General features: G+C 66.2%; 11 protein-coding genes. 6 read left to right on the top strand and 5 right to left on the bottom strand.

The window, feature by feature from the left end; translation table 11 throughout:
- Window positions 1–37: 37 nt before the first annotated feature.
- On the bottom strand, window positions 38–565 hold the full coding sequence (locus OG490_RS00055) for a hypothetical protein (protein WP_330294197.1): 528 nt from the start codon (window positions 563–565) through the stop codon (window positions 38–40).
- A 185-nt stretch (window positions 566–750) separates the two neighbouring features.
- Window positions 751–930 carry a hypothetical protein gene (locus OG490_RS00050; RefSeq protein ID WP_330294196.1) on the bottom strand — a complete coding sequence of 60 codons (180 nt, stop codon included), beginning with the start codon at window positions 928–930 and terminating at the stop codon, window positions 751–753.
- A gap of 233 nt (window positions 931–1,163) precedes the next feature.
- On the opposite strand from OG490_RS00050, the gene OG490_RS00045 reads away from it, so the two are divergent.
- Window positions 1,164–1,397, top strand: a complete 234-nt coding sequence (locus OG490_RS00045; RefSeq protein WP_330294195.1) for an HIT family protein — start codon at window positions 1,164–1,166, stop codon at window positions 1,395–1,397.
- Between the two features lie 384 nt (window positions 1,398–1,781).
- Here OG490_RS00045 and OG490_RS00040 read toward each other — a convergent pair whose 3' ends face one another.
- Window positions 1,782–3,296, bottom strand: coding sequence for a restriction endonuclease (locus OG490_RS00040; RefSeq protein WP_330294194.1), 1,515 nt, complete (start codon window positions 3,294–3,296; stop codon window positions 1,782–1,784).
- 214 nt (window positions 3,297–3,510) lie between these two features.
- On the opposite strand from OG490_RS00040, the gene OG490_RS00035 reads away from it, so the two are divergent.
- From OG490_RS00035 to OG490_RS00025, 3 genes are read left to right on the top strand one after another with little or no spacing between them, the layout of a single operon-like run.
- Complete coding sequence (locus OG490_RS00035) at window positions 3,511–5,133, top strand: transposase (protein WP_443065923.1); 1,623 nt, start codon at window positions 3,511–3,513, stop codon at window positions 5,131–5,133.
- 3 nt (window positions 5,134–5,136) lie between these two features.
- On the top strand, window positions 5,137–5,919 hold the full coding sequence (locus tag OG490_RS00030; protein WP_330294192.1) for an ATP-binding protein: 783 nt from the start codon (window positions 5,137–5,139) through the stop codon (window positions 5,917–5,919).
- A 1-nt stretch (window position 5,920) separates the two neighbouring features.
- The gene (locus OG490_RS00025; RefSeq protein ID WP_330294191.1) at window positions 5,921–7,144 is read left to right on the top strand and encodes a hypothetical protein; all 1,224 of its coding nucleotides are present in this window, start codon (window positions 5,921–5,923) and stop codon (window positions 7,142–7,144) included.
- A 451-nt stretch (window positions 7,145–7,595) separates the two neighbouring features.
- Here OG490_RS00025 and OG490_RS00020 read toward each other — a convergent pair whose 3' ends face one another.
- The gene (locus OG490_RS00020) at window positions 7,596–9,452 is read right to left on the bottom strand and encodes an AAA family ATPase (RefSeq protein WP_330294190.1); all 1,857 of its coding nucleotides are present in this window, start codon (window positions 9,450–9,452) and stop codon (window positions 7,596–7,598) included.
- A gap of 51 nt (window positions 9,453–9,503) precedes the next feature.
- On the bottom strand, window positions 9,504–9,716 hold the full coding sequence (locus tag OG490_RS00015) for a KTSC domain-containing protein (RefSeq protein WP_330294189.1): 213 nt from the start codon (window positions 9,714–9,716) through the stop codon (window positions 9,504–9,506).
- A 504-nt stretch (window positions 9,717–10,220) separates the two neighbouring features.
- Here OG490_RS00015 and OG490_RS00010 point away from each other — a divergent pair.
- Together OG490_RS00010 and OG490_RS00005 are read left to right on the top strand one after the other, a co-directional pair.
- Complete coding sequence (locus tag OG490_RS00010) at window positions 10,221–10,529, top strand: hypothetical protein (RefSeq protein ID WP_330294188.1); 309 nt, start codon at window positions 10,221–10,223, stop codon at window positions 10,527–10,529.
- 20 nt (window positions 10,530–10,549) lie between these two features.
- Complete coding sequence (locus tag OG490_RS00005) at window positions 10,550–10,744, top strand: serine protease inhibitor (RefSeq protein ID WP_330294187.1); 195 nt, start codon at window positions 10,550–10,552, stop codon at window positions 10,742–10,744.
- Window positions 10,745–11,081: the final 337 nt, after the last annotated feature.

Genomic DNA, 11,081 nt, shown 5'->3' with positions numbered 1-11,081 from the left:
CCACCGACTGCGTCTTCTGTGACGTCGCAGCCGGCCGTTATCCACAGCCGCCTTGGCAGCAGTAACAAGTTCCGATACAACAAATGAAGCATTCAAGCAGGCACAGAGAGCATCCGTAGAGGCAGCAGCTGTCGCAATTGTCGCTGAGCAAGGTTTCCTCAAGCTGCTCATCGCTCATCGCACGCAAATCCTCGCGGCTCGGACCGGGCTGCCGCGCCTTCTTGAGGAGACGCTCGATCCGTTGCCTCCTTGACTCGTCGGGGGCTTCGTCCCGGGCTCGTTCTAGGACAGGGACGATTTCATCCACGTCTCGCAGTCCTTCGAGTCGGGCCAGAACCTCGACACCGTACTCGTCGATCCCCTTGGCGTTCCTTGTCGCGCGTCGCAGAAGGAGCATCAAATCCTCAACAACGCCCTCCGGGGCGTCGCGCTTGACTGCCTCGATTGCCAATGCCTTCATGTAGTTAGGAAGGAACCAGCGATCCGTAACGAGTGCGTCCGGAACTGCCTTATTAAGTCCGAGACTTGAGATCGCTGCCGTTCGGGCCTCTTCTTCGTCGAGCATCCAAGCGACGGTGGTGCGAGTCATTGATCCACTCCCAAGCGTTTGCCGACAAAGCCGACCATGACTCTCCTATCTGAGGATCATGGCGAGTGGCACACACGGCCGAGATCACCTGGATTTCACCCACCTGACCCTCTGCGCCGAAGCGTGCCTACGTGGGCCAGCGGAGATCGATGTGACCGCAGTCAGTCCGCTTCGACGTAATGCGACTCAAGGGTGCCCAGGGCGGTGGGCACGTACAGGATCCGGACGCCGCCGTCGCGGTGCTCGCGGATCGCGCCGTGCTTCGAGGGGACGCCGATCTCGGGATTTCTGGAGATGGCCACCAGCGCGGGGTCCAGCCGGAGGCGCTCGGCCTCTGTCATCCTCTCGATCTGCTCCTAACAGCCCCGGACACGCAGGACAGCACACCCCACAGCTCCAAGCCCTGCCCACCGGCAGGGCCTGGCCTCGTTCAAGGGAGCCCGATGCCCACCGACTGCGTCTTCTGCGACATCGCCAGCGGCCGCGCCCCGGCCACCATCGTCCGGCGCTGGCCCCAGGTCTTCGCCATCGTCCCGCTGAACCCGGTCACCCCCGGACACCTCCTCGTCCTGCCATGCGAGCACGTACCCGACGCCGGAGCCGACCCGCTCATAAGCGCCCTCACATGGCCGCCGCATCCGAGCTCGTCGCCGAACTGCCCAGCGCCAACGTCCTCACCTCGAAGGGAAGACCGGCCACCCAGTCGGTGGACCACGTCCATTTCCACGTCCTTCCCCGTCGATCCGGTGACGATCTGGCACTGCCCTGGGCTCCTCCTGCCGCCGTGGAAGGCCCTGGAGGGAAGTAGTCGGCGCCCGGCGCCCCTCTCAATCGCCCGGCTGACCTGGGCTTCCGTTCTGGCTGTGGGTGCCGCCCAATGCGACCAGAGGCGCGACCTGACGTGCGACCAGGAGCACGACCAGAGACGCGACCAGAGGTGCGACCGGACCGCAGCGGGCGTCCGAACGTGATATTCGGCGTCGGTTCTTCAGTGGTTCGGCGTTTCGTTTTCAGTGGGTTTTGAGCGCTGTGACGTGCAGGTTTGTGGTGATGTCGCTCCTGCTCTGAAGGTTTGGCGCTGATTTGTTGCTGAAGAGTGCTGCCGAATCTGGGGTGGAGCTCGCGCCGAGTCTGTAGGCGTTGGATCGGTATGCGCGGAGTGAGTTGGGGCGGTCTTCTTGCTGGTCCTGTGTTAGGTGAGGTCTCGGGTTGCCCAGCCGGGTGGGAGCTTGGGAAGTCCGATGAGAGCGTCGATGTCGAGGTACTCGAGGAGGAGTGCCTTCAGGTGTCGGCCGTCGATGAGTTCCAGTCGGTGGCGCGGGGCGAAGTCGTGACTGGCTTTGCCGAACCAGGCGGTGGTGACGACGATGCCCTTGGAAGCGACTTTGTCGTTGACCATGGCGGCGTGTGCGCGGACGGTCTCCGCTGGTACGACGTTCTTGGTGCGTTTGGCTTGGATGATGCAGAGGCCGCCGACCAGGGGTTCCTCGCTGATGGCGACTGCGTCGATTCCGTCGTCGCGTGAGGCCTGGGTGACCCAGGACTTGAGTCCCCTCGCCTCGAACAGACGCCGGATGAGATGTTCGAATTCGATGGGGTCGAGTGCGAGTAGGTCGGGTCGGCTGTCAAGGCCGGCGACCACGTCGTGTTCGGGTGCGAGTTTGAATTTGGCTAGGTCGAACGTAACTACTGGCCGGACGGGTTCCAGGTCGTAGGGGTGTTGGGAGACGATGGCGTTGAGGTAACGCAGGGTCTGCACAGGGTCGAGTTCTGGTTCGTCCAGGACGAGTTCCTCGAAGGTGTTCCGCTCCGCACGCAGGCTGACCAGGCAGGGCCGGACGGCCTTTCCTGTGGCCCGGTCCTTGGCATTGACATGCCCGTTGAAGGCCACGACGTCGACCAGCGCGGGTGGTGTCACGGCGAGCGCTTCGTCGATGGCGCGGAGTGCGAGTCTGGCGACGAGGTCCCTGTACATGGCCTTGGTCTCGGCGTCTTTCCGCGGCTGGGGGACGACTGTGGGCGGAGTCGAACCCTTGTATCGGTACTGCATGGCCACTGGTACTGCCACCTGGCTGGGGAGCTCAACGTCCAGCACGAGCTCTCGTGATTCGGGTGTGAACGCCGTACGCCACGTGCCGCGAAGTCCGTTGGGGTAGCTGACCTGGCCGAGTGCAGCTTCGACGTGGCCAGTCATCGCGTCGATGCCATTGCTGACAAAGGCCTGCTCTACCGGCAGGCGGTGAGTGTGCAGTCCTGTCGCTCTGCCGGTGAGCACGGCGTTCAGGCGCTTGACCTGCTCCTCGACTTCGGCTGTCTTGGCTGCGGCTTCTCGGCGCAGGTCCTCGCTCAGTTGTTGGCTTGCTCGCCGGTCGGCCTCGGTTTTCTCACGCGCCGCGGCCTTCTTCTTCTGCTCGGCCGCCTTCGCTCGGGCTGCTTCACGCTTCTCCAGGTCCCGGACGATCTGATCGGCCTTGCGCGCCTCCTCGGCACGGGTCCGCTCGTTCTGCTTCTTGGCCCGTACCCAAGCCTGGGCCTGCTCCCGCTCTCTCCGCGCGTCCTCCCTGCCCTGCCGGGCCGCTTCCCGTTCTTCAGCGCGCGCCTGCCGCAGCCGCTCTGCTTCCGCCTGCTTGGCAGCTGCTGCCTTGGCCTTCTGGGCGTCGCGGTACGCCTGCATGAGCTGAGACGCCAGCGACTTCCTTCGCGCCATGGTTCCCCCCTTGTAGCCCTGTCTGAGGCAAGAGCTGCCCCGCGGGCTCCTGCGTCAATCTGGGCGGTCTGCTTGAGCCCGCCGTCTCCGTTCGGGTGATGCTGCGCGGCGTGTCTGTGTGGGGTGGGAAGCGGCGGACAGCGTCTTCGCTGGGCGTTCTGTCTGAGGGGTGATGTGCATGGCTGGGGAGGGTCCCGACGCCGGGGACGTGGTGATGCCAGTTGCTGTAGTGCGTGAGGCGGCTGTTGCCCGTCTGATGTCGTTGGATTCCCGGGGCGAGCTGACGTCGGCGCATGTGCGGTTGGTGGCGTCGGTGTCCGGAGTGTCGGAGCGCACGGTGTGGAGCTGGTTGTCCGTGGGGCGGAGCGAGGGGCGGATGGGTCCGAAGCCGCGTTCGAGGCTCACCGTGACGCAGGAGATTCGGCAGCAGCTGGCTGTGTGGGGCGGGAATGTCTCTGCGGTGCACCGTGAGCTCGTGGCTCGTGCGGTGGAGGACCCGTCGCTGGGGCCGGTGCCGTCACTGTCGGTGTTCCACCGCGCCGTACGGCAGGACTTGTCGGTGGGGGAGCGCGAGGGCCTGAAGGGCGGCGAGGAGGCCCGCCGACGCTTCGATGTGTATGGGAAGCGCCCCGCGACGCATCGGAATGCGTGCTGGGAGGGGGACCACAAGCGGGTCCCGGTGCGGGTGGATCTTGAAGGGTCTGCGGTGTGTCCGTGGGTGACGTGGTTCATCGATGTAGCGACGAAGGCGATCGTCGGGGTGGCGGTTACTCCGCACCAGCCGGCGAGGGATGCGGTCCTGGCCGCGCTGCGCACGGGGATCAGCAGGCAGGATCCGTACGGCCCGTTCGGTGGTCTGCCCGGCGTGGTGCGGGTGGACCGGGGCAAGGAGTTCTTGTGCCGGACGGTGGAGCGTGCTCTGGGTGCTTTCGCTGTTCCGGTGGATGATCTGCCGGCGTATAAGCCGTACCGCAAGGGCACCGTCGAGGCGTTGAACGGTGCGGTGGAGGAGATGCTGCTGGTCTCGCTGCCGGGCTATACGCACCGTGCTCGCCCGGCGGAGGCGTACCGTCCGGATCCGGTGGAGGACCTGCTCTCGTACCCGGACTTCGTGAAGGTCCTGCTGGACTGGGTGGCCTGGTGGAACACCGAGCACCGCCCTGCCGGTCTGGCCGCGAACCTGACGCCGTTGGCGGCGTGGGAGGCGGATCCGGCGCCGGTCGAGGACGTTGCGGAGGAGCGCCTGGCGTTCTTCGCGCTGGAGGACGACGGCCGGGTCCGGAAGATCACCACGAACGGAATCAGCTGGCGACGTCGTGCCTATATCGCGCCGTGGATGGCCGGCCACGTCGGCATGCGGGTCCGGCTGCGGTATCTGCCGCACTACGACGGGCAGATCGAGGTGTTCTCTACCGAGGAGTGGGGCCGGCACCTCGGGACCGCCTACCTGGCCCAGGCGGCGACGGTGGAGCAGCGTCGTGCGCTGAGTTCGGTCAGGGAGAAGCAGGCCCGCGCGTTGAAGGCGGATCTGAAGGCGGCGGAGAAGCTGCGCAAGGCCCGCTACACGGCCACGACGACGGCTGCGGTGCCCCGTCCGCGCCGCACGGTCACTTCCTCGCAGGCCGAGGCGGAGATCGCCCGGTCCAGGGGCGTGGATCTGGCGGCCCGTGCTCTGCCGGACTTGATCCCGCCGCGTGAGCCTCCGGCTTCCTGGGCCCGGCCGGTTGTCCGCCCCCGCCGCGCGGCCGACTCGCAGACCGATTCCGGGCAGGCGGAGGCAGCCGAGGGCGGGCCGTCTGGAGCGGGTGGTGTACGTGACGACAGCGGGGAGCGTTGATCAATGGCGACTGCTGAACGGCAGGGCCGGCTGCCCCGGGAGCGGGAGGACCACTTCATGCGGCTGCCGGGCGCCCAGGTGGTCTCCACGCGCGCGCTGCTGATGGTGCGGGAGAACATCCGTGCCGCAATCGAGGCCAGAGCCATGATCTGCATCTACGGGCAGGCGGGCCGGGGCAAGTCGTTGGCTGTGAACACCTCGCTGCGTGAGCTCGCACCGAGGCTGACACGCCGGATCCAGTTCCGGGCCCGCCCTTCGACCCGCGACCTGCGCCATGAGCTGTTCCACGCCCTGGGTATGCAGGGCCGTCCGCCGACGCAGCCGATCGAGTTCGACCGTATGCTGCGCGGCGCCCTGGAGGCGACGCACGTCCTGGTCTGTGACGAGGCGCAGTGGCTGTCGAAGATGTGCTTCGAGTACCTGCGTTATCTGTGGGATGACATCGGCTCGGATCTGACGATCGTGTTCACGGGCGGGGACGGCTGTTTCGAGATGTTGCAGAGTGAGCCGATGCTGGAGTCCCGGGTGTACGCGTGGCAGGAGATCGAGCCGATGCCGCTGGAGGAGGTCCTCACCGTCATCCCGGCGTTCCACCCCGTGTGGGCGGATGCGGACCCGGATCTGATCGCGATGTGCGATGACGAGGCCGCGCACGGCAATTTCCGGGCCTGGGCGAAGATCACCCATCACCTGACTGCCGGGATGAAGGAGTCCGGGCGGAGCCTGGACGAGGACTTGCTGCGCTGGTCCTACAGCAAGCTGCGCCAGCGCCCGGTGGTGGCCTGAGGTGCTGGACTGCCCGAACCCGCCGCCGGTCACGGTGGTCCTGGACCCGTACGACGACGTGGTCCACACCCGGGCGGCGCTGGCCTCCCACGCCCCGCAGCACGGACGCCTCACCGTTCATCCGACCCCGGGCACCGACGCCGCGATCGCGCTCGCCTACGACGTCCTCGCTGCCCTTGGCAAGCCGGTCCCCGTGGCCGGCTACCGCCACCTCGACCCGGCCCCGGCCTGGTCGATCGCCGCGGCCTGGATCCTGGCCACCCCCATCACCCACCTGACCCTGCTGCGCGCCCACCTGCTTACTCCGCACCGCTTCAGAGCTCTCCTCACCCTGCGCCGGCGTACCGGTGTCCGCCTGGTTCTGGTCTGCCACCACCGGGCCGTACGGGCATTCCTGGAACGCGAACTGCGCCAGGTGGACCACAGCATCGCCGAGGCCTCCGCCCTGCTGCCCGAGGCCGAACCGACCATCCCACAACGCCGGGCCCCGCAAGCAGCACGGCCCCTGGCGAACCGCTGGATCGACTTGCCCGCACTGACCACCCTCAGGACCTTCGACGAGTCGATCGGACCGTGCCGGTGCGCCGCGCCATTAGCGGCAGACCGGGACTTCTTCCCGCCGGTGATGCCGCCGGTCACCGAGGCGGAGGTGTCGTGGCGGCTCCACCGCGCGACGGCGCACCCCTACCTGGCGGCTCAGCTGGCCACGGCCGCGTTCACCGCGGCCTCCACCACTCAGCTCGATGCCGCGCACGCGCGCGATCTGAGCGCGAACGGCACGACGCTCACGCTGCATGACCACGGGCTGCGCCGGGGCTGCATGACCCACCCTGTTCCCGCCTGGGCACGTCCTCTGCTGAGGGCGACCGCTCTCCTCTGGAGGATCGGTGGCGGCAGCGGACCGCTGTTTAGCGATCCGCTGAGAAGTGCGGGACTGCCGTCCCTGATGGCCTTCGCCGAGGGCTGCAGGATCCGCCCGCCCCAGCCTCCGTGCCCCAAGCGGCCCCACGGGCGGCGTGGAACGCCCCTGAGAGTGAAGGAGCCTGCGGCGACCATCTGGCCTGTGTGCAGCGCCCATTACGGGCTTGCGTGGGTCAGGGATGAACCCGATCTGATGCAGGGCTGCCCGTACCCGCCTCCACACACGCGGAAGACTATCGAGAGGCGGAAGAAGGGGTGGCTGCCACCGGACTACGGGCTGCGCGAGTTACGTCACCTGCGTTAAGAGTGGGTGGGAACGATTCGGCCCATCTGCGACCTGCCGCTGGGTCTCCGCAGAATCGGGGCTGCGCTGTCCTCGCAGGTGGTGTTTGGGCCAGGTCCAGTCTTCGACGAATGGCCTGCCCGGCTTGGCGTTGGAGCGGCCTGGCTTGGGCCGTAGGACTGTCAGTGGCGTGTGGGAATCTTCGGCTATGACCTTTCGGGGAAGTGTTCATATCGAAGGCATTCCGACGCATACGGGCGGTGTTCCATGGGTGGTGGACAAGCGCGACGCATACATCGCAAGGAGCCGCCCACTCCAGACGGCTGCCGTTGGTGCGGTGACGAGCAGGACCATCACGGCGCCCAGTGGGTCGCGTCAGTCGGCCTCCACACGTGGGAGCCTCCGACGCGTGAACAGCGGCTCAAGCGTATGCAGGCGCGACGCGCGGCGCGTCAGGCCGAGCGCGTACGGCCTACCAAAGATGAGGCCCCGCGTTCTGCGCGCGAGTGACCAAGGCGTCGAAGATTGCAGCCAGTGCGGCGGGGATGCGGTCCTTGGGAAGGTGTGCAGCGATGCCGACCATCAGGTCTTCCTTGTTCTGAGGCCCTTCGGCCGAGCCGGCCTTGAACATGGTCAGTAGCTGCGAGCTGAACTTTCCGGCTCGCAGTGCTTCGACTTCTTCAGGCTGCCAGGGACCGCGTTCGGTGTTCGGCTTCCACAGTGCATTGGCCGTGTTCGCCCAGTCGTCACTGGTGAACAGGTCCTCAAGCTCGTTGGGGGAGCCGAGGTAGAGGCACTCTTTGGTCAGGTCGAAGCCATGCTCCCTGAGCTTGTCGTCTCGAAAGACATGCTTCTGGTTGGCACGACTGTCCTTGTCGACGACAAAGGCGACGTCACGGCCATGCTCCTTGAGGAACTTGGCGAATCGCAGCGCACCCTCGTTGCTGCCACCCGCCCAGAGGCAGATACCGGCGGATTGGATGGGAAACCCGGCGTGCTTTCGGAACATGATCGGGAATGCGGACGTCTCGGACACACCCTCCACCGCGACGAAGAACCGCTCGTGCAGCAGCACACTGTTACGGAACCCCAGAGTGGTCGCGATCGTCGACAGATGGCGACGCACATCCACGTCTGCGCTGTCCTCGCTCAGAACCTCTGCCCGTACCCGCCCCTCGTGGGTGCGCAGGTGCACTACGGAGGAGATGTCCACGCCGTCGATCAGGTTGAGCGAGTGCGTCGCCACAATGACGCGCGCATTGGGTCGCGATGACTGCAACTGGATCAATGCCATGATGCGCCGCTGGTGGGAATAGTCGAGGTGGGTGTCGGGCTCGTCGTAAACGAACACGACATCTGCGTCGGGCCCTTGCGTCGAGTCGTGCTGCCCCAGGTCGTTGCTGCTCTCCCAGAGGGCCAGCGAGATGCGACGTGAGCGACCGGTTCCTGCCGACGAGAGTGGGAACCGCCGACCCTGCGAGTCCACGATGTTCAGCTCGACCCCGACCAGCGCTGGACGCACCTGCACCTGCGGGTCCAGCTCGACAGACGGCAGGGCGCACCGCTCGGCGATGTGCCCGCGGATGCTGTTGATGTCGGGCGTCAGCGATTCGGCCAAGTAGCCCTCAAGGTCTGCCACGCGCTTGGCTACTTCATCAGCCCGCGTGTACTCGCGTAGCCGGGAGTTGAGCAGGCTCTGGACTACGGCCTCGGGCGCCTGTACTGCGTCACCCTTGAAGTACACCATCGACGGCATCGCGGCGGCTACCTCAGAATCCGCAGCCACCCACTCGTCGAACTGCTCCATCTGCTGGGCCAGCTCCCGAAGAGGCTGCTCCCAGCTGTTCCTCACATTCGCCTGTCCGATGGGATCGACCCCGTGTGCGGCTGCCAGCTTCTTGAGGTTCGGCAACTTCACAGATTCCAAGTCCCGCAGCCCGGGATCCTTGCAGACGCTGCGTCGAATCTCCAGGAATGTTCCTGCTTCCGGGCGGAAGCGGCGCCGGATGGGCACGCGCTCGGGCAGGGCGAAGCGCTGCTGCTCATCCGTGTTGAGGGCGAACTCGCCAGTCACGGTTGTCTGAGGCACTCGCGCGTGGGGTGCGACCGGTTCACCGTCGGGTGCCGGCTCCCGATGCCCCCCGTCGCCGACGTAGGTGAGATCGCGCTCGCTCAGCGCTGTCCCGTGAAGGAGAAAGTTCAGCGCGTCTAGCAAAGCGCTCTTCCCACCCTCGTTCTGGCCGGTCAGAACTGTCTGCGGCAGGACCGGAACATCGCCGATGTCCGCAAGGCAGCGGAAGCCCTCAACGGAAACGGAGCAGATCTGCACGCACGCCTCAACTCAACAACGATCGAACGGGTCTAAGAAACTGTCTGGGAATCAGACGGAGATCGGACGGTACTGGTAGCGGCCCTTGATGAACTGGGCCAGGAACCCGCCCTTGCTGGAGGACGCCATCAGGGCCGCGTGCACGTCCGCAGGGACGTCTTCGTAGCGGTACAGCCCTCCGTTGTGAAAGGCGACCTCGAGCACACGCTCTGCCTGGCTGTAGCCCACAGACCGGACGTTGGAGGAGCGAACAGGTTCATGCAACAAAATGCCTCCTGCGGCCTGCGTGCCGGGCGTTGCACGATTGACCGAAATGATAGCGCCGCGCTGCTGTCGAGGGGCAGCCGGTGCCGAAGCTGGCCTGTACCCGGCCAGGTCGACGGCGGCCTCGGTTGCAGGGCCATCTACAGTCGTCGTGACCGAGGCTGCACAGACCAACACAGCCGTCACACGCTCAGCAGCACGAGAGCGCCACGGTAGAGCTCGACAGAGCACCTGGGGCTCGAGGTCAGTGAAGCTGCGCACTGCTCAGTTCTTCTGGTTCTCGACCGTTGTCTGGCGAGGTTTCCTCGCTATGAGCCGTTAGTTCAAGTCTGTATCCGCCTGCCATTTTGAGTCAGACTGGGGCGGCTCTTGGCTGGTCGTTTTGGTGTCGGCCACGTGGGGCGGCCTGGTACTAGCGTCCGGGATGGCCTGGTACGAGTTCCTTATGAAGGATTGGGGGCAGCAGGATGACACTGGAGGTCTCGTTCTATGTGAGGAGTTGCCGTGACCAGCTTTGTCATTACGGTCCCGGGTACGTTCGTGTCGGATGTTCCCGCTTCCGTGCCTCTTGCCGTCGAGCGGAAGTTGGCCCCGCGGCACACGGAGGTCAGTGAAAATGAGGGACTGAGCCTCCTCACGCTGAACGAGGACGGCACCTTCTCCATCCGGCTTGAGGTTGAGGCCCCGGACAAGTATGAGGCGGAGCTCGATGCCATGCGGATCGTTACGGCAGCCTTGAAAGAGGCGGGCCTCTCAGAGTCCGATGCCCCGCTCGGCCCGCCGGCCGTGACCGGTATCGACAGCGGCCTGTGATCCCCGTGGAGGAGCTTGTGGTGGCGAAAAGTGAGTGGCCGGAGCTGACGGGGAAGCCGGCGGAGGAGGCCCGCGAGCAGATCCGGGCTGAGTTCCCGGAGATCGCGGTCCATGCGGTGCCCGACGGCAGCATGGTCACGATGGACTTCAACGAGCAACGCGTGAGGCTCTTCGTGAAGAACGGCAAGGTGGTCCGGGCCCCTAGGCGGGGATAGCAACTGCTGCTAGCCAGGACTGCGAAGCAGGCCTGGTCCTGGAAGGCGGAGCCGGAAGGACTAAGAGGTGGGGGAGCGGAGCGGACCCACCCAACGGGCCGAAGGCCCGGACCCCGTGAAACGGGGTCATCTCCCGCGCGTAGCGCGGGAGCCCCGGGGCCTGCTCCGCAGGCCCCGGCTCTGGTGGAGCGCAGCGGAACCAGAGCCAGTCCGGAGCGAAGCGCAGGACATCCGGCCGGAAGTAGACGCCATGGCTCGGAGCGAAGCGGAGAGCCAGGCGCCGAAGGCGCTGGCCGAGCGCAGCGAGGCCGTTCAGTCCTGAGCGCGCAGCGCTCAG

Source organism: Streptomyces sp. NBC_00503 (genome assembly GCF_036346895.1).
In the GTDB taxonomy this organism is placed as follows: domain Bacteria; phylum Actinomycetota; class Actinomycetes; order Streptomycetales; family Streptomycetaceae; genus Streptomyces.
Note: the sequence above shows the minus strand (reverse complement) of the source record. Positions and strands in the feature narration are given on the sequence as shown.

Excerpts from the sequence above, each read along its gene's own strand:
- OG490_RS00055 (WP_330294197.1), bottom strand. The coding sequence starts at position 565 with ATGCTCGACGAAGAAGAGGCCCGAACGGCAGCGATCTCAAGTCTCGGA.
- OG490_RS00050 (WP_330294196.1), bottom strand. The coding sequence starts at position 930 with ATGACAGAGGCCGAGCGCCTCCGGCTGGACCCCGCGCTGGTGGCCATC.
- OG490_RS00045 (WP_330294195.1), top strand. The coding sequence starts at position 1,164 with ATGCGAGCACGTACCCGACGCCGGAGCCGACCCGCTCATAAGCGCCCT.
- OG490_RS00040 (WP_330294194.1), bottom strand. The coding sequence starts at position 3,296 with ATGGCGCGAAGGAAGTCGCTGGCGTCTCAGCTCATGCAGGCGTACCGC.
- OG490_RS00035 (WP_443065923.1), top strand. The coding sequence starts at position 3,511 with ATGCCAGTTGCTGTAGTGCGTGAGGCGGCTGTTGCCCGTCTGATGTCG.
- OG490_RS00030 (WP_330294192.1), top strand. The coding sequence starts at position 5,137 with ATGGCGACTGCTGAACGGCAGGGCCGGCTGCCCCGGGAGCGGGAGGAC.